At 73.8% G+C, this 16,380-nt stretch carries 16 protein-coding genes; 7 read left to right on the top strand and 9 right to left on the bottom strand.

The genetic code is table 11. From position 1 onward, the window contains the following. Window positions 1-51: 51 nt before the first annotated feature. The 4 genes from DDJ31_RS34770 to DDJ31_RS34755 are packed head-to-tail and all read right to left on the bottom strand — an operon-like array spanning window position 52 to window position 4,706. Window positions 52-1,266 (bottom strand): acetyl-CoA C-acetyltransferase, encoded by a 1,215-nt coding sequence (locus DDJ31_RS34770; RefSeq protein WP_127176436.1) that lies wholly within the window; start codon window positions 1,264-1,266, stop codon window positions 52-54. Window positions 1,267-1,324: 58 nt separating this feature from the next. After that, window positions 1,325-2,473, bottom strand: a complete 1,149-nt coding sequence (locus tag DDJ31_RS34765) for an acyl-CoA dehydrogenase family protein (RefSeq protein WP_127176437.1) — start codon at window positions 2,471-2,473, stop codon at window positions 1,325-1,327. Next, window positions 2,470-3,495, bottom strand: a complete 1,026-nt coding sequence (locus DDJ31_RS34760) for an LLM class F420-dependent oxidoreductase (RefSeq protein WP_127176438.1) — start codon at window positions 3,493-3,495, stop codon at window positions 2,470-2,472. Before DDJ31_RS34760 ends, DDJ31_RS34765 begins: the two co-directional genes overlap by 4 nt. Then, window positions 3,492-4,706, bottom strand: a complete 1,215-nt coding sequence (locus tag DDJ31_RS34755; RefSeq protein ID WP_127176439.1) for a CaiB/BaiF CoA transferase family protein — start codon at window positions 4,704-4,706, stop codon at window positions 3,492-3,494. The genes DDJ31_RS34760 and DDJ31_RS34755 overlap by 4 nt, the downstream gene beginning before the upstream one ends. Window positions 4,707-5,013: 307 nt before the next feature. Between DDJ31_RS34755 and DDJ31_RS34750 the strand changes: the two genes are divergently transcribed. Continuing rightward, a complete protein-coding gene (locus DDJ31_RS34750) occupies window positions 5,014-5,646 on the top strand; it encodes a TetR/AcrR family transcriptional regulator (protein ID WP_127176440.1) in 633 nt (210 codons plus the stop codon). A gap of 124 nt (window positions 5,647-5,770) precedes the next feature. Here DDJ31_RS34750 and DDJ31_RS34745 read toward each other — a convergent pair whose 3' ends face one another. Further along, window positions 5,771-6,736: a pirin family protein gene (locus DDJ31_RS34745; RefSeq protein ID WP_127176441.1), complete on the bottom strand. Its 966-nt coding sequence runs from the start codon at window positions 6,734-6,736 to the stop codon at window positions 5,771-5,773. Between the two features lie 146 nt (window positions 6,737-6,882). Between DDJ31_RS34745 and DDJ31_RS34740 the strand changes: the two genes are divergently transcribed. Further along, window positions 6,883-7,263, top strand: a complete 381-nt coding sequence (locus DDJ31_RS34740; protein ID WP_127176442.1) for a tetratricopeptide repeat protein — start codon at window positions 6,883-6,885, stop codon at window positions 7,261-7,263. 131 nt (window positions 7,264-7,394) lie between these two features. Here DDJ31_RS34740 and DDJ31_RS34735 read toward each other — a convergent pair whose 3' ends face one another. Beyond that, a complete protein-coding gene (locus DDJ31_RS34735) occupies window positions 7,395-8,852 on the bottom strand; it encodes a PepSY-associated TM helix domain-containing protein (RefSeq protein WP_127176443.1) in 1,458 nt (485 codons plus the stop codon). A gap of 143 nt (window positions 8,853-8,995) precedes the next feature. Here DDJ31_RS34735 and DDJ31_RS34730 point away from each other — a divergent pair, with 143 nt between their 5' ends. Beyond that, window positions 8,996-9,640: a peptide deformylase gene (locus DDJ31_RS34730; protein ID WP_127176444.1), complete on the top strand. Its 645-nt coding sequence runs from the start codon at window positions 8,996-8,998 to the stop codon at window positions 9,638-9,640. A 50-nt stretch (window positions 9,641-9,690) separates the two neighbouring features. Here the strand turns inward: DDJ31_RS34730 and DDJ31_RS34725 are convergent, their stop codons facing one another. After that, on the bottom strand, window positions 9,691-11,121 hold the full coding sequence (locus DDJ31_RS34725) for a dihydrolipoyl dehydrogenase family protein (RefSeq protein WP_127176445.1): 1,431 nt from the start codon (window positions 11,119-11,121) through the stop codon (window positions 9,691-9,693). A gap of 137 nt (window positions 11,122-11,258) precedes the next feature. Between DDJ31_RS34725 and trxA the strand changes: the two genes are divergently transcribed. Continuing rightward, window positions 11,259-11,657, top strand: a complete 399-nt coding sequence (gene trxA, locus DDJ31_RS34720) for a thioredoxin (RefSeq protein ID WP_127176446.1) — start codon at window positions 11,259-11,261, stop codon at window positions 11,655-11,657. Between the two features lie 96 nt (window positions 11,658-11,753). Here trxA and DDJ31_RS34715 read toward each other — a convergent pair whose 3' ends face one another. After that, window positions 11,754-12,788 (bottom strand): LacI family DNA-binding transcriptional regulator, encoded by a 1,035-nt coding sequence (locus tag DDJ31_RS34715; RefSeq protein WP_431026690.1) that lies wholly within the window; start codon window positions 12,786-12,788, stop codon window positions 11,754-11,756. Between the two features lie 157 nt (window positions 12,789-12,945). Here DDJ31_RS34715 and DDJ31_RS34710 point away from each other — a divergent pair, with 157 nt between their 5' ends. Beyond that, complete coding sequence (locus DDJ31_RS34710) at window positions 12,946-13,617, top strand: TetR/AcrR family transcriptional regulator (RefSeq protein WP_127176448.1); 672 nt, start codon at window positions 12,946-12,948, stop codon at window positions 13,615-13,617. A gap of 158 nt (window positions 13,618-13,775) precedes the next feature. Continuing rightward, entirely contained in the window at window positions 13,776-14,927 is a 1,152-nt protein-coding gene (locus tag DDJ31_RS34705; protein WP_127176449.1) for an FAD-dependent oxidoreductase, read from the top strand. Between the two features lie 49 nt (window positions 14,928-14,976). Here DDJ31_RS34705 and DDJ31_RS34700 read toward each other — a convergent pair whose 3' ends face one another. Beyond that, a complete protein-coding gene (locus tag DDJ31_RS34700; protein WP_171480942.1) occupies window positions 14,977-15,657 on the bottom strand; it encodes a TetR/AcrR family transcriptional regulator in 681 nt (226 codons plus the stop codon). 98 nt (window positions 15,658-15,755) lie between these two features. On the opposite strand from DDJ31_RS34700, the gene DDJ31_RS34695 reads away from it, so the two are divergent. Further along, the gene (locus tag DDJ31_RS34695) at window positions 15,756-16,319 is read left to right on the top strand and encodes an NAD(P)H-dependent oxidoreductase (protein WP_127176450.1); all 564 of its coding nucleotides are present in this window, start codon (window positions 15,756-15,758) and stop codon (window positions 16,317-16,319) included. Window positions 16,320-16,380: the final 61 nt, after the last annotated feature.

The following is a 16,380-nucleotide window of genomic DNA, read 5'->3' as shown; positions in this document are numbered from 1 at the left end:
GCGCGGGCGGGCCTGTCCGGGTGGCGGTGGGGGTGCGGGGAGGGCGCCGGGTCAGAGGCGTTCGACGACCGTGGCGATCCCCATGCCGGCGCCGACGCACAGCGTGGCGAGGCCGTAGCGCCCGCCGCGGGCCTCCAGTTCGTCGACGAGGGTGCCGAGGATCATGGCGCCGGTGGCGCCGAGCGGGTGCCCCATGGCGATGGCTCCGCCGTTGACGTTGACGAGGTCCTGGTCGAGTTCCATCTCGCGCGCGAAGCGCAGGACGACGGCGGCGAACGCCTCGTTGATCTCCACGAGGTCGAGGTCGCGGGTGCGCAGCCCGGCCTTGGCGAGGGCCTTGCGGGAGGCGGGCGCGGGTCCGGTCAGCATGATCGTCGGGTCGGCTCCCGAGACGGCGGCGGAGACGACGCGGGCCCGGGGCCGCAGCCCGTACCGCTCCCCCGCGGCGGCGGACCCGATGAGGGTGAGGGCGGCGCCGTCCACGATGCCGGAGGAGTTGCCCGCGTGGTGGACGTGGTCGATCCGTTCGACCCAGTGGTACTTCTGGAGGGCGACGGCGTCGAAGCCGCCGCGCGTCCCGATCTCGGCGAACGACGGTGTCAGCGCGGCGAGCGAGGTGACGGTGGTGCCGGGCCTGAGGTGTTCGTCCCGGTCGAGGACCGTCAGTCCGGCGCGGTCGCGCACCGGGACGACGGAGCGGTCGAACCGGCCGAGCTTCCACGCCTCGGCGGCCCTGGCCTGCGAGGTGGCCGCGTAGGCGTCCACGTCCTCGCGGGTGAACCCCTCCAGGGTGGCGATCAGGTCGGCGCCGACGCCCTGGGGGACGAATCCGGTGTCGAAGTTGGTGCGCGGGTCCATCGACCAGGCCCCGCCGTCGCTGCCCATCGGGACCCGGGACATGGACTCGACGCCGCCCGCGACGACCAGCTCCTCCCAGCCCGAACGGACCTTGGCGGCGGCCAGGTTGACGGCTTCGAGGCCGGAGGCGCAGAAGCGGTTCGTCTGCACGCCCGCGACGGTGTCGGGCAGGCCGGCCGCGAGGGCGGCGGTGCGGGCGAGGTCGCCGCCCTGGTCGCCGACCGGGCTGACGACGCCCAGGACGATGTCGTCGATGCCGGCCGGGTCGAGTCCCGGCAGTCTGCGCCTGATCTCGTCGATCAGTCCGACGACCAGGTCGACGGGTTTGGTGCCGTGCAGGGCACCGCCGGCCTTGCCGCGTCCGCGCGGGGTGCGGATCGCCTCGTACAGGTACGCCTCGGTGGTCACGGGAGCCTTCCGTCGCTGGGGTGGGGCGGAGCCGGTCGGGGGGCGGGATGCCGGGTGCTCAGCGCAGCAGGGAGCGGCCGATGATCTCCTTCATGATCTCGGTGGTGCCGCCGTAGATCGTCTGGACGCGGCCGTCCAGGAAGGCTCTGGCCACCGGATACTCCGTCATGTAGCCGTATCCGCCGTGGAGTTGGAGGCACCGGTCGGCGATCCGCTTCTGGAGTTCGGTCGCCCACCACTTGGCCATCGCGGCGCGGACGGCGTCCAGTTGGCCCCGGCAGTGGTCCAGGACGCACTGGTCGACGAAGCCGCGGGTGACGGCGCACTCGGTGGCCATCTCGGCGGCCTCGAAGCGGACGTGCTGGAGGTGGGCGAGCGGATGTCCGAACGCCTCGCGGTTCTTGACGTGGGTGAGGGTGAGTCCTAGGACGTGTTCGGCGGTGGCCGCCGCGCCGACCGCGATGGCCAGCCGCTCCTGGGCGAGGTGGGCCATCAGGGCGGGGAAGGCGCGGTTCTCCTCGCCGAGCAGGTTCTCCTTGGGGACCCGGACGTCCCGGAAGAACAACTCGGCGGTGTCCTGGGCCTTCTGGCCGATCTTGTCGAGGTTGCGGCCGCGCTCGAAGCCGGGCATGCCGCGCTCCACCACCAGCAGGCTCTGCCCCGCGCGGCCGCCCTCGGGGGTGGTGCGGGCCACCACCACGACCAGGTCGGCCAGGATGCCGTTGGAGATGAAGGTCTTGGAGCCGTTGAGCAGGTAGTGGTCGCCCTCGTCGGTGGCGGTGGTCCTGATGCCCTGGAGGTCGGACCCGGCGCCCGGTTCGCTCATGGCGACGGCGGTGACGAGTCGCCCGGAGGTGTGGCCGGGGAGCCAGCGGCGCTTCTGCTCCTCGGTGGCCAGGGTGGTGAGGTAGGGCCCGACGATGTCGTTGTGCAGGCTGATGGCGAGCCCCGAGGCCCCGGCGCGGGCGAACTCCTCGATGAGGACGGCGCTGTAGCGGAAGTCGTCGGTGCCTCCGCCGCCGTACTCCTCGGGCACCGCGAGCCCGAGCAGGCCCCGCTCTCCGGCGGCCCGCCACACCTCGCGGCTGACCACGCCCTCCTGCTCCCAGCGGGCGTGGTGGGGCAGCACCTCCTTGGCGAGGAAGGCGCGCACGGTGTCCCGGAACGCCTCGTGGTCGGGGGTGTAGAGGTCCCTGGTCGCGGTCACAGCCACTCCTTGATCCGTTCGACGAGGCGTTCCTGGTCGGGTCCCACGGGCGTGACGTCGAGGACGGTGACGCCCGACTCCCGGAACGCCTCGACGCGTTCGCGTACGTACCCCTCCGGGCCTGCGAGGCTGGCGAGCGCGCAGAGTTCGGCGGGAACGGCGGATTCCGCGTCCCGTCTGCGTCCGGCGAGGAAGTGCCGCTGGACGGCGTGGGCCTCGGCCTCGTAGCCGTAGGCGCACATCAGGTCGTGGTAGAAGTTGCGGCCGGGTGCGCCCATGCCGCCGACGTACAGGGCGATCAGCGGGCGCAGCCGGTCGCGGACGGCCTCGGCGTCCGGGCCGATGGCGAGGGGTCCGCCCGCGACGACGTCGAGCGGCCCGAGGGCGGGGTCGCGGCGGGCGGTGCCTTCGGCGAGCGGGGCGCCCCAGACCTTGGCCGCGTGTTCGGGGACGTAGAGGAACGGCAGCCAGCCGTCGGCGAGTTCGGCGGTCATCCGGACGTTGGCCGGGCCGAGGGCGGCGACCTGGATCGGGATGGCGGGGCGCACCGGGTGGGTGAGGAGCTTGAGCGGCCGGCCGAGGGTGCCGCCCTTCTCCGGGGGCAGCGGCAGGTCGGTGATGCCGTGGTGCTCGATGACCTCGCGCCGCCAGATGCGGCGGGCCAGGGTGATGGTCTCCCGGGTGCGGCCGAGCGGCCGGTCGTAGCGGCGGCCGTGCCAGCCCTCCACGACCTGCGGTCCCGAGGCCCCGATGCCGAGGACGGCGCGTCCGCCGGTCAGGGCGTCGAGGCCGGCCGCGGTCTGCGCGATGAGGGCGGGGGTGCGCGAGTAGACGTTGATGACGGCCGAGCCGATCAGCATCCGCTCGGTGCGGGCGGCCAGGTAGCCCATGATCGTCGGTGAGTCGAAGCCGTACGCCTCGGCGACCCAGACGGCGTCGAGTCCGGCGCGTTCCAGGGCGGCGGCCCGGTCGGCGGCGGCGCGCGGGTCGGCGGCGTACTCCAGGGTGGTGGAGAGCTTCACGAGCCGCTTCCTTCCTCGGCGGCGCGCCCCGCGCCCGCGGGTGCCGGACGCAGGGCGTCCACCTGCCAGTCGCGGGCCACCTCCGCGTGGTCGGCGCCGGGCGTCGCGGGCGGTCGGCGCAGCGCTCCCGACGTGGCGGAGAAGCGGGGCGCGGGGGCGGGCTGGACGATGCCGTCCACCTCGGTGAACGTGCCGCGCCCGGCGAGGTGCGGATGGCGGGCGGCCTCGGTCAGCGAGAGCACGGGGGCGGCGCAGGCGTCGGTGCCCTCGAAGACGTCGGCCCACGCGTCCCGGCTCGCGGTCTTGAACCGGCGGGCGAACGCGTCCCGCAGCGCGGGCCAGTTGCGGCGGTCCGTGCGGTCGGGCAGTCCGTCGGCGGCGAGGCCGAGCAGGGAGACGAAGAGGGCGTAGAACCTCGGTTCCAGCGCGCCGACCGCCATCCAGCCGCCGTCGCCCGTCTCGTACACGGTGTAGTAGGGGCAGCCGCCGTCGAGGAGGTTCCGCCCCCGCGCGTCCTGCCAGGAGCCGGCGGCCGCCATGCCGCGGACGACGGAGCTGAGGTGGGCGGCGCCGTCCACGATGGCGGCGTCCACGACCTGCCCCGCGCCTGCCACCCGCGCCATCAGCAGCGCGGACAGGACGCCGACGACGAGATAGAGCGAGCCGCCCGCGTAGTCGCCGAGCAGGTTGGCGGGGATGGCCGGCGGTCCTTCGAAGGGCCCGATCATGCCGAGCAGGCCCGAGGTGGCGAGGTAGTCGATGTCGTGTCCTGCGCGGGCGGCGAGCGGTCCTTGCTGCCCCCAGCCGGTCATCCGCCCGTACACGAGCGCCGGGTTGACGGCGAGGCACTCCTCGGGGCCGACGCCGAGGCGTTCGGCGACGCCGGGGCGGTAGCCCTCGACGAGGATGTCGGCGCGGGCGGCGAGGGCGAGCACGGTCGCGGGGCCTTCGGCGGCCTTGAGGTCGACGAGCACGGAGCGCTTGTTGCGGCCCGTGAGGTCGAAGCGGGGCTCGACGCTCAACTCGGAGGCGACGGGCCGGTCCACGCGGACGACGTCCGCCCCGAGATCGCCGAGCAGCATCGCCGCGAACGGCGCGGGCCCGATCCCGGCGAGTTCCACCACCCGGACCCCCGCCAGCGGTCCGGCCCGTCTGACCGTCGCGGCGGCGGGCGGCGCGCAGGGGCGGACAGGTTCGTCGGTCGGGCTCATCGGTCCCCTTCCGGGCATCGGCGCGGCTGCCGTCGGGTTCACTCCCGACGGCACCTACTTAGCGCTCGCTAAAGACGCTAGAGCGCCGGACGGAGAGGGGTCAATGGGCCAAGCGGCAGGATTTGATGGCGAGTTGAGGAGGGGCTCACGTAGACTTACCGAGCGATCGGTAAGTCCCGCGGCGGCGATCCAGTCGAGCGCAGCCGCGTACCGTCCGCGCACGTACCGTCCGTCCACGCCCGTACCGTCCGGCGCGGTGCCGTCCAGCCCGGCCCGTGGTCCCGGCCGCGGATCGCGAGGAGTCCCGATGAACACGCAGAGCGGCCGGACCGGCCAGGAGACCGCCCGCGGACACTGGCGCGCGTACGGCGGGCTCGATCTGCACCCGATCCTGCTGCACGCCATGGAGGCGTTCAACGAGCAGGGCTACCACGGCACTTCGGTGCGGGAGATCGCCGCGCGGGTCGGCGTCACCGTCCCGGCCCTGTACTACCACTACGCCAACAAGCAGGCCCTGCTGGCGACGTTGCTCGAGACGTCGATGAAGGACGTCCTCGACCGGTGCCGGGCGGCGGCCGAGGAGGCCGGCGAGGAACCGCTCCCCCGCTTCTGCGCGATGGTGGAGTCGATCGTGCTGTACATGGCCCACCGCAAGGGCCTGGCCTTCCTCGACACCGAGATCCGCAGCCTCGAACCGGACAACCGGGCCCGCTACATCGCGCTGCGCGACTACCTCGAACACATGCTGCTCGACACCGTCAGGACCGGCGTCAGTGAGGGCGCCTTCACCACCCCCATCCCGGCGGACGCGGTACGGGCGGTCCTGATCATGTGCCAGGGCGTCGCCAACTGGTACCGCGCCGACGGCCCGCTCAGCGCGGAGGAGGTCGCCCGCCGCCACGTCCTGCTCTGCCTGGGAACGGTGGGGGCGCGGGCGTAGTCGGCTCGGCCGCGGAGGCCAGGACCGCCCGGCGGCTCCGCGCACGGAAGTCCCCCCGGACGGCTCCGCGCACGGGAGTCCCCGGACGCCGCTCCCGGGCGACCCCGTCGCGGGTCTCAGCAGGTCAGCGCAGTCTCCCCCGCGGCTTCAGTTGCCCCGGCGGCAGCGGCGGAGCCGGGAGCGGCGTGCCGTCGTAGCCCTTCACCTCGCCGAACCGGGTGCCCGTCGTCCAGTCGGCCCGCGCCTGTTCGATCTCCTCCTGGGTCCGGCCGATCCAGTTCCAGAACATGATCAGTTCCTCGTCGAACGGCTCGCCGCCCAGCAGCATCAGGCCCGCGTCCGACTCCGCCCGGACCGGCAGCTCCGTGCGGCCGCAGCCGAGGTAGAGCATCGAACCCGGCAGCAGCGGCACACCGTCGACGTGGGCCTCGCCCGACATGGCGAGGACCGCGTACTCGAAGTCCGGTTCCAGCGGGACGCGTACGTCCGCGCCGCGCGTGAGCGCGAGGTCGGCGCCGACGATCGGGGTGTAGGTGGTCCCCGGTGACGTCGCTCCGTCGAGGGAGCCCAGGATGAGGGTGGCCCGCAGGCCGGGCGCGGTGACGAGCGGCAGGTCGCCGTGGTGCTCGAAGTGCGGGTCGGTGTGCCGGTCGCTGTCCGGCAGCGCCACCCACAGCTGGGCGCCGTGCAGGAAGCGGGCGTGCGACCTGGGGCTCTCCTCGGAGTGGCTGATCGCCCGGCCGGAGGTCATCAGGCCCAGTTCCCGTGGGCGGATGGTCTGGAGGCTGCCGGTCGAGTCGCGGTGCAGCACCTCGCCCTCGTGCAGCCAGCTCACCGTCTGCAGGCCCATGTGCGGGTGCGGCGGGACCTGCATGCCGGGCTCGTCGGCGATGTCGTCGGGACCGTAGTGGTCGACGAAGCACCACGCTCCGACCATGCGACGGCCCAGGTTGGGCAGCAGGCGGCGGACCTCGGTGGACTCGCCGAGCTTGACGTGCCGCGGGCTGAGGAGTTCCCGTACGGGTTCCGCCACGACGAAGCCGCGGCCACCGCAGACGGCGGGCACGGCCTCGCGATCAAGATTGCTCATGGGCCACAACCTAGTCCCGTCAGGGCCGCCCCGTCAGCGTGTCCCCCGGTCGGCGGCACCCCTCGAACACCGGCGCGGGTGCACCGGCATGAGTAGTGGAATATTCAACCAACGGCATCGGTTGTGCCCCGCGAAGGAGGTCACCCGTGAACACCACATTCGACTCGGCCTACTACGCCCACGGGACGCCCGCGGAGCGTTGGGAGCGCGCCCGGCTGTTCTTCGACTCCAAGGAGTACACGGCCGCCGCGCACGTCCTCGACGGTCTGGTCGAGGAGGTGCCCGAGCAGACCGGGCCGCGGCTGCTGCTGGCCAGGTCCTACTACCACTCGGCCCAACTGGGGCGTGCGGAGCGCGAGTTGCGCTCCATCGTGGAGCGGGACCCGGTCGAGCACTACGCCCGGCTGATGCTCGGCCGGACCCTGGAGCGGCAGGGAAGGGCCGAGGAGGCGGAGACCCAGCTGCGGATCGCCGCCGCCCTCGCCGGTGACTTCGAGGACGGCGCCGCGCCGGCCCCCGGGGTCTGATCAGCGGCTGCCCTCCGCCCGGCGGCGGGGACGACCGGGCCCGGCACCTCCGGGCCGGGTCACGTCCCCGCCGCCTCGGCTGTCTCCGCCTTCCTCACCGTCTCCGGCGTCTCTGGCGTCTCCGCCGTCTCCTACGTCTCCGCTGTCTCTTTCGCTTCCGTGGCCGCTGGCGTCTCCTTCGGCTCCGTCGTCCCCGTGCGTCCGGCGCGTCCGGCGCGTCCGCGGCGGTGGGCGATCTCCCCGAGGGCCGCGTCGACGGCGAGGAAACCGGCCAGCGGTATCCCGAGGAGCGGGACGAAGTAGCCGAGCACGGCGATCCCCGCGGCCAGCGGGACGAGGAGCCGTGGCGACACCTGCTGCCAGGCGCCGCGCGGGATCGGACGGCCGAAGGCGCCGCCCCGGCCGCGCCGCCACCACATCAGGTAGCCCCACCCGATGAGCAGGACCAGGCTCGACGCGAGGGCCATCAGCAGGAGTTGGTTGACCACACCGAACAGGACGCCCGTGTGCAGGTCGATGCCCCAGCGGGTCAGCTTGGCCAGCACCGGGTAGTCGTCGAAGCGCACGACGTCGGTGACCTCGCCGGTGGTCGGGTCGACGGCGACCGCGTCCTGTTTCTCGGGCCAACTGCGCTGGATCTGCCGGACGACGTACGCGGACGTCTCGTCGGCGGGCGGGACGATCTCGACCGGGTCGCCCAGCCCCTCGGCGCGGGCCGCAGCGAGGACCCGGTCGAGGCCGACGCCGCGCTCGGCGCTCCCGGCCGCGGCCGAGGCCCCGTGGCCCGCGTGGTCGCCGCCCGCCGTCGCCGCCACCGAGGGGGTGGACTGGCCGAGCGAGGTGCGCAGTTCGTCGATGTGGGCGCCCGCGTACGTGGACCAGGTGAGTCCGGTCGCGGACAGGAAGAGGAAGCCGGCCGCGGCCCAGGCGCCGACCGTGCCGTGCAGACCGAGGGTGCGGCGCCGGCCCGTGGTGCCGCGGACCCGGCGCAGGGCGCGGCGGCGGGAGAACCACAGCACCAGGCCGCCACCCGCGATCACCCACAGCCAGCTCGCGGCGAACTCGCTGTAGAGGCGGCCGGTTTCGCCGAGGTGGAGATCGCGGTGGAACTCGTCGATCCAGGTGCGCAGCGGGAGCGCGCCGGACGAACCGTACTGTTCGAGTGCGCCGCGCACCTCGCCGGTGTACGGGTCGACGAACACGGCGAGCGTGTGGGTGGCGGCGACGCCCTTGACGCCGGAGAGCAGGACGCGGGTGGTGGCGTCGGACTCGGGGGCGGGCCTGACGGCGGCGACGGTGCCCTCGGGGTACGCCGTGCGGGCGGCCGCGACCTGCTCCGACACCGGTATCTCCGAGGTGCCGGCCGGCACGGTCAACTCGTGGGCGTACACCCACTTCTCGACCTGGAAGGCGCCCGCGTAGAGGAAGCCGGTGGCGGCGGCGATCAGCAGGAAGGGCGCGACGAACACGCCCGCGTAGAAGTGCAGGCGCAGGACCAGGGGGCGCAGCGGGGCCCAGACGCCGGGGGTCGGGGGCGGGGCCGCGGGTCTGGGGGCCTCGTCCGTGGTGGTGGGGGAAGCGGTGGGCATCGGCGGTCTCCGGGGGACGGGGATGTCGGGCGGGGGTTGCGGTGCAGGAGTCGGTGACGGAGTGCCCTGAGTTCCCGTCCGGCGAAGTGGCCTGCGTCACACGGTTGTCGTTGGGGGGTGGTGGCGCGTGTCATCCTGGGGCGATGTCATCTCCCCACGCTGCCGTGCCCCTTGCCCAGCGGGTCGAGGAACTCCTCGCCACCGAGGGCCCGTTGCCCATCGTCACGGCCGGTGACCCGGTGCTCAGGTCGGCGGCGGCGCCGTTCACCGGGCAGTTGGACCCCGCGCTGCTGGCCCGTTTCGTCGAGGCGCTGCGCGTCACGATGCACGCGGCGCCGGGGGTGGGGGTGGCCGCGCCGCAGGTCGGGGTGGCGCTGCGGATCGCGGTGGTCGAGGATCCGGCGCCGGTCCCGGACGAGGTCCGTGAGGCGCGCGGGCGGGTGCCGCTGCCGTTCCGGGTGCTGGTCAATCCGTCGTACGAGCCGGTCGGTGACCGGCGGGCCGCGTTCTTCGAGGGCTGTCTGAGCGTGCCGGGCTGGCAGGCGGTGGTGGACCGGGCGGCCGAGGTGCGGCTGCGCTGCGAGGACGAGCACGGGCGGGCCGTCGACGAGGTCTTCGCCGGCTGGCCCGCGCGGATCGTGCAGCACGAGACGGATCACCTCGACGGCACGCTGTACCTGGACCGTGCCGAGCCGCGCTCGCTGTCGTCGAACGAGGCGGTGGCCGCGCGCTGGGCCCAGCCGACGCCGCGGCGGGCCGCCGAGGCGCTCGGCTTCGAGCTGCCGTGAGCCCGGCCGGGGAGCCGCGCCGGTGTCGGCGCGGCTCCCCGGCTCCTGCCTCAGTTGTCCCGGTACGCCTCGAGCAGCCGCAGCCAGACCTCGCTGATCGTCGGGTAGGACGGGACGGCGTGCCACAGGCGGGCGAGCGGGACCTCTCCGACGACGGCGATCGTCGCGGAGTGGATCAGTTCGCCGACGCCGGGTCCGACGAAGGTGACGCCGAGCACGGTCTCCCGTTCCAGGTCGACGACCATCCGGGCGCGGCCCCGGTAGCCGTCGCCGTAGAGGCCGGCCCCGGCGACCGAGGAGAGGTCGACGTCGACGGCGCGCACCCGGTGTCCGGCCTGTTCGGCCTCGGCGAGGGAGAGGCCGACGGACGACGCCTCCGGGTCGGTGAAGACGACCTGGGGGACGGCCGCGTGGTCGGCGGTCGCGGCGTGCGCGCCCCAGGGCTCGGCGACCACGTCCTCGCCCGCGGCGCGGGCCGCGATGGCCGCGCCCGCGATGCGCGCCTGGTACTTGCCCTGGTGGGTGAGGAGCGCGCGGTGGTTGACGTCGCCGACCGCGTAGAGCCACTCGTTGCCGGTGACACGGAGGGTGTCGTCGACGGTGAGCCAGGAGCCGGGTTCGAGGCCGACCGTCTCCAGGCCGATGTCCCCGGTGCGCGGGGAGCGGCCGGTCGCGAAGAGGATCTCGTCGGCCTCGATCCGCCCGCCCGTGTCGGTGGTGGCGACGACCGTGCCGTTCTCCCTGGTCACCGCGGTGACCGAGGTGCCGGTGCGGACGTCGACGCCGGCTTCGGTGAGGGCGTCGGCGACCAGTTCGCCCGCGAACGGCTCCATCCGGTTGAGCAGGCCCTTGCCGCGCACCAGGAGGGTGACGCGGGAGCCGAGCGCCTGCCAGGCGGTGGCCATCTCGACGGCCACGACGCCGCCGCCGACCACCAGGAGCCGTCCGGGCGCGGTCCGCGCGCTGGTGGCCTCGCGGCTGGTCCAGGGCCGTACGTCGGCGAGTCCTGGCAGGTCGGGCAGGACGGCGCCGGTGCCGGTGCACACGGCGACGGCGTGCCGCGCGGTGAGCACCGTGCGGGTGCCGTCGGGGCCGGTCACGGTGACCGTGCGGTCGCCGGTGAGGCGGCCGTGGCCGCGGTGGAGCGCGGCTCCGATGCCTTCGACCCAGTGGACCTGGCCGTCGTCCTTCCAGTGGGAGGTGTAGTCGTCGCGTCGTGCGAGCACCGCGGACGTGTCGAGGGGGCCTTGTACGGCCTGGGCGAGGCCGGGCAGGCGGCGGGCGTCGGCCTGGGCGATCACCGGGCGCAGCAGGGCCTTGCTGGGCATGCAGGCCCAGTAGGAGCACTCGCCGCCGACCAGTTCGCTCTCCACGACCGCGGTGGAGAGGCCGGCCGCGCGGGTGCGGTCGGCGACGTTCTCCCCCACGGGCCCGGCCCCGAGCACCACGACGTCGTACGCGATGGTTTCCGTTTCCGTCATGGGGTCAGTCTGGTGGGTGGTGTGCCGTCGGGCCACACGGGTAGGGGCGCGGAATACGTCACCGGCCGACCGCGTTGCTGCGGACGGCGTCGCACCGGCACGAGGCCAGGCCCGAGGCCCGATACGAGGAAGCAGGGATGCACACCATGAGCACCGTGGAGCTGACCAAGGAGAACTTCGACCAGACGGTCACGGACAACGAGTTCGTCCTGATCGACTTCTGGGCGTCGTGGTGCGGGCCGTGCCGTCAGTTCGCGCCTGTCTACGAGAAGGCCGCCGAGGAGAACCCGGACCTGGTCTTCGGCAAGGTCGACACCGAGGCGCAGCCGGAGCTGGCGGCGGCCTTCGGTATCCAGTCGATCCCGACGCTGATGATCGTCCGCGACCAGGTCGCGGTCTTCGCCCAGCCGGGCGCCCTGCCGGAGGCGTCGCTGACGGATGTCATCGGGCAGGCCAGGAAGCTGGACATGGACGAGGTCCGCAAGTCGGTCGCCGAGCAGCAGGCGCAGGGACAGGCCGAGCAGAACGGCCAGTGAGAGCGGTCCGCGCGCGCGGCGCACGGGATCGAGCGGCGGTCCGCCCCGGAGCGGGGCGGGCCGCCGTCTGTCGTGCACACGGTCGGGGTGGTGGCCTCAGCTCGACTCGCGGTGGACGACCTCGGCCCCGAGCACGGTGTGCCGTTCGGTCGGCAGGCCAGGGGTGCGGACCGCGCGGTCGACCAGTTCGGCGAGGTCGCGCCCTGAGGGCAGTTCGAGATGGACGGTGCTGAGCCGGGGCCGTAACAGCCGTCCGAGCATCAGATCGTCCGCGCCGATCACCGCCGTGTCGTGGGGGACGCGCACGCCCCGGTCCTGGAGGGCCCGCATCAGCAGCATCGCGTACTCGTCGTTGTAGGCGAACAGGCCGTCGAGGCCGAGGTCGGGCCAGCGGGCGGCGAGCCGGGCCGCGGCCCCCTCCTCGTAGGCGAGCGGCAGTTCGGTCACGGTGGCGCCGGTGCCGTCGAGGGCGTCGCGCACGCCCCGCAGCCGGGGCTGCGAGAAGGCTTCGAGGCCGGCCTCCGCGGGCACGACGACGCCGATACGGCGCCGTCCGACGTCGTGGAGGTGGCGGCCCGCGCGCCGGCCGACGGCGGTGTGGTCCATGAGCAGGGCGTGCGCGCCCTCGACGGCCTCGGGGCCGAGGGTGACGACGGCGCGGGCGCCCGCCCGCTTGAGCACGGCGACGCCCTGGGGGTCGAGTTGCGCGCCGGCCACCAGGACGGCGACCGGGCGCAGTTCGGCCCAGGCGCGCACGGCCTCGTCGCCGTGCAGGCCGACGGTGCCGAACTGGACCACGGTGTAGTCGAGGCGGCCGAGCGCCCATTGGAGTTCGGTCATGAACCGGCTGTACAGCGGGCCGACCGGGAAGGCCGGGGCGGGCATCACGACCAGGCGGCTCTGCCCGGCGCGCAGGCTGCGGGCGGCGGCGTGCGGCACGTACCCGAGTTCCTTGGCGGCGTCGTGGACGCGGCGCCTGGTGGGCTCGCTGATGCGTACGGCACTGGTGTTGTTGAGGACGTAGGAGACGGTCGCGCGCGAGACTCCGGCCAGTCGGGCCACATCGGCGCTCGTGGGGACGGAGCGCGGTGCGGGAGACGAGGACGCGGGCGTTTTCGGTATCTGCACCATGACGTACCGCATCTTTGCAGAACCTGTGCGGCTTGTTTCGGGTCGGGGAACTTCGCCGTCAAGTCTTGATGACTCTCGGAACTGACACCGCCCACTTCTTTACGAACATGTTCGTCACGAACTTGTTCGCAGCGAACATGTTCGTTACGGTGGAGCCATGACCGACCGACCCGACACCCCGCGCAGCCGCCGTGAGCGCCCCGCCAAGGCCGCCCTGACCAGGGAGGGCATCGTGGCCGCCGCCGTCGCCGTGCTGCGTGCCGAAGGACTGCCGAAGGTGACCATGCGGCGCCTGGCGCAGGAGCTGGACACCGGCCCCGCCTCGCTCTACGTCTACGTCCGCAACACCGCCGAACTGCACGCGGCCGTCCTGGACGAACTGCTCGGGACGATCGGGCCCGCACCCGCCGAGGGCCCGTGGCGCGAGCGGCTCGAAGGGGTGCTCACGGCGTACGCCCTGATGCTCTTCGACCACCCGACGCTGGCCCGCTCCGCGCTCACCGCCCGGCCCAGCGGGCCGCACTACCTGAACCTCATCGAGACGCTGCTGGCCCTGCTGGACGAGGGCGGGGTGCCGTCGGCGCAGGCCGCCTGGGGCGTCGACCTGCTGCTCCAGCACGCCACCGCGACGGCCGCCGAGCACGCGGCCGAGGCGCCCGCCGAGGACTGGGACGCCGTCCACCGCGCCGTGCGCGACATCGACGCGGGCACCCATCCGCACGTCGCGGCGCTGGCAGGCGAGCTGCTGTCGGGCGAGCCCGCCGAGCGGCTCTCCTGGGCGCTGCGGGCACTGATCGCCGGCATCGAACGGACCGCCGTCACCCACTGACCACGGGCCAGGGGCGACGGGCCACTAACCACGGGCCACGGCCGAAGTCGGCGGGCCCGCGCCCGCCGACGGGCCGGCACGCCGTCACACGGCCGCACGGCAACACGGCCGCACGGCCGCACGGCCACACCGCCACACCGACCTTCGAGGAGACCGTCATGACCACCACCCACCACCCCGTTCTGATCGTCGGCGCCGGACTCGGCGGCCTCGCCCTCGCCCGGGTGCTCCACGTGCACGGGATCGCCGCGACCGTCCTGGACCTGGACGCCTCCCCCGCCGCCCGCACCCAGGGCGGCATGCTCGACATCCACAGCGACTCCGGGCAGGAGGCGCTGCGCGCCGCCGGGCTGTACGAGGAGTTCCGCGCCCTCGTCCACCAGGGCGGCGAGGCCCTGCGCATCCTCGACCAGCGGGCCGTGGTGCGCCGCGAGGAGTCCGACGACGGCACCGGCGACCGTCCCGAGATCGACCGCGGCGACCTGCGCGACCTGCTGCTCGGCTCACTGCCCGACGGCACGGTCCACTGGGGCGTGAAGGTCACCGGGGCCCGTCCGCTGGGCGGCGGCCGGCACGAGGTGACCCTCGCCGACGGCACGGCCCTCACCACGGAGCTGCTGGTCGGCGCGGACGGCGCCTGGTCGCGGATCCGCCCGCTGCTGTCGGACGCCGAACCCGTCTACACCGGCGTCTCGTTCGTCGAGGCCGACCTGCGCGACGCGGACACCCGGCACCCGGCGTCGGGCGCGGTGATCGGCTCCGGGTTCTTCTTCGCGCTCGGCCACGGCCGGGGCTTCCTCGCCCACCGGGAGAGCGACGGCAGCCTCCATGTGTACGCGGCGGTCAGGGCGCCCGAGGAGTGGCTCGACTCCATCGACTTCACCGACACCGGGGCGGCGAAGTCGACGGTGCTCGCGGAGTTCGCGGACTGGGACCCGAGCCTGCGCGCCCTGGTCGCGGACGCCGACGGACCGCTGGTGCCGCGCCGCGTGTACGCCCTGCCGACCGGTCACCGCTGGGCGCGGGTGCCGGGTGTCACGCTGCTCGGCGACGCGGCGCACCTGATGTCGCCGTTCGCGGGCGAGGGCGCGAACCTCGCGCTGCTCGACGGCGCCGCACTGGCGCTCGCGCTGGTCGAGCACCCGGGTGACACGGAGGCCGCGCTCGCCGCGTACGAGGCGGAGCTGTTCCCGCGCGCCGAGGCGTCGGCGTCCGCGTCGGCGCACAGCGGGGAGTTGCTGTTCCGCGCCGACGCGCCGCAGGGGCTGCTGGACATGTTCGGCGCGCACGACGAGGCGCGGACGGCCTGAGCCAGGCCCGGACGACCCGAGCCGTGTCACCTCACGCCGGCCCGGCGGGTCAGCGGGGCGGTTCGGTCCGGGTCAGGCGGGCGACCAGGTCGGCCCAGCCGATCTCCAGCCGCTCTAGGGACATCCCGCGCTGCTTGGTCAGATGGTGGATGAGGGCGGGGTCGAGGTAGCCCATCAGGGTCCTGGCCAGCAGCTCGCAGTCGGCGTCCGGCGTGATCTGCCGCAGCAGGACGCAGACATGCGTGGTGAGCGCGTCCACCGACGGGTGGGCGAACTTCCGGGTCGGGTCGGGCTGGGCGGCGAGTTGCAGATCGAGCTGTTCGGCCGAGCGGTAGAGGACGGCCACCCCGAACGCCCGCAGCCGCTCCAGCGGGGGCGCCCCGGGGCCCAGCGGCGGCGGGCCGCCGAGGAAGTCGGCCTGGAGCTTCTTCGACGAGTGGTCGAGCAGCGCCATGAGCAGCCCGGTGCGGTCGCCGAACCGTCGGAAGACCGTCCCCTTGCCCACCCGGGCGGCGGCCGCGACCGCCTCCATGGTGACCCCGGCCGCGCCGTGCTCGGCGATCAGCCGGGCGGCGGCCTCCAGCAGTCTGGCCCGGTTGCGGGCCGCGTCGGCGCGCAGGCAGGGTTCGTCCTCGACCGTGCCGACCTGGAGCAACTCGGGCTCGCCGAGGACGTCTTGAGGCTCCGGGAAGGGGGGCAGCGAGGCGGACATGAAGACAGCGTAAAGCATCAGGAAGAAACTGGACCGTGGTCCGGTTAGGGTGGTAGAAATTTAAACGGACCCCGGTCCGGATCGTTACGGCAATGTTTCAGCATCTTGGAGTTCGCATGTCTGTTCGCATTCTTGCGCTCGTCGGCAGCCTTCGCGCCGGTTCGCACAACCGTCAGCTCGCCGAGGCCGCCGTCAAGCTGGCCCCGGAGGGCGCGGACGTCGAGCTGTTCGAGGGTCTGGCCGAGATCCCCTTCTACAACGAGGACGTCGACGTCGAGGGCTCGGTCCCGGCCGCCGCCGCCAGGCTGCGCGCCGCCGCCCAGGCCGCCGACGCGTTCCTGCTGTTCTCCCCCGAGTACAACGGCACCATCCCGGCCGTCCTGAAGAACGCCATCGACTGGCTGTCGCGCCCGTACGGCGCCGGCGCCTTCGGCGGCAAGCCGGTCGCCGTGGTCGGCACCGCGTTCGGCCAGTACGGCGGCGTGTGGGCGCAGGACGAGGCCCGCAAGGCCGTCGGCATCGCCGGTGGCAAGGTCATCGAGGACATCAAGCTCTCGATCCCCGGCTCGCTGACCCGCTTCGCCGGCACCCACCCGGCCGACGACACCGAGGTCGCCGCGCAGCTGACCGAGGTGGTCGCCCGTCTGCACGGCCACGCGGGCGCGCCGGCCGCCGCCTGACGACCCGCCCGCACGAGGGGGCCCGAGCCGCACCACGGCTCGGGCCCCCTCCGCGTCGTCG

The sequence above is a fragment of the Streptomyces griseoviridis genome, from assembly GCF_005222485.1.
Classification (GTDB): Bacteria; Actinomycetota; Actinomycetes; order Streptomycetales; family Streptomycetaceae; genus Streptomyces; species Streptomyces hintoniae.
Note: the sequence above shows the minus strand (reverse complement) of the source record. Positions and strands in the feature narration are given on the sequence as shown.

What these genes read in the sequence shown, in the direction of transcription:
- DDJ31_RS34750 (WP_127176440.1), top strand. Translation starts at nt 5,014, where the DNA reads ATGAACACGCAGAGCGGCCGGACCGGCCAGGAGACCGCCCGCGGACAC.
- DDJ31_RS34755 (WP_127176439.1), bottom strand. Translation starts at nt 4,706, where the DNA reads ATGAGCCCGACCGACGAACCTGTCCGCCCCTGCGCGCCGCCCGCCGCC.
- DDJ31_RS34725 (WP_127176445.1), bottom strand. Translation starts at nt 11,121, where the DNA reads ATGACGGAAACGGAAACCATCGCGTACGACGTCGTGGTGCTCGGGGCC.
- trxA (WP_127176446.1), top strand. Translation starts at nt 11,259, where the DNA reads ATGCACACCATGAGCACCGTGGAGCTGACCAAGGAGAACTTCGACCAG.
- DDJ31_RS34700 (WP_171480942.1), bottom strand. Translation starts at nt 15,657, where the DNA reads ATGCTTTACGCTGTCTTCATGTCCGCCTCGCTGCCCCCCTTCCCGGAG.
- DDJ31_RS34735 (WP_127176443.1), bottom strand. Translation starts at nt 8,852, where the DNA reads ATGCCCACCGCTTCCCCCACCACCACGGACGAGGCCCCCAGACCCGCG.
- DDJ31_RS34695 (WP_127176450.1), top strand. Translation starts at nt 15,756, where the DNA reads ATGTCTGTTCGCATTCTTGCGCTCGTCGGCAGCCTTCGCGCCGGTTCG.
- DDJ31_RS34715 (WP_431026690.1), bottom strand. Translation starts at nt 12,788, where the DNA reads ATGGTGCAGATACCGAAAACGCCCGCGTCCTCGTCTCCCGCACCGCGC.
- DDJ31_RS34705 (WP_127176449.1), top strand. Translation starts at nt 13,776, where the DNA reads ATGACCACCACCCACCACCCCGTTCTGATCGTCGGCGCCGGACTCGGC.
- DDJ31_RS34710 (WP_127176448.1), top strand. Translation starts at nt 12,946, where the DNA reads ATGACCGACCGACCCGACACCCCGCGCAGCCGCCGTGAGCGCCCCGCC.
- DDJ31_RS34745 (WP_127176441.1), bottom strand. Translation starts at nt 6,736, where the DNA reads ATGAGCAATCTTGATCGCGAGGCCGTGCCCGCCGTCTGCGGTGGCCGC.
- DDJ31_RS34730 (WP_127176444.1), top strand. Translation starts at nt 8,996, where the DNA reads ATGTCATCTCCCCACGCTGCCGTGCCCCTTGCCCAGCGGGTCGAGGAA.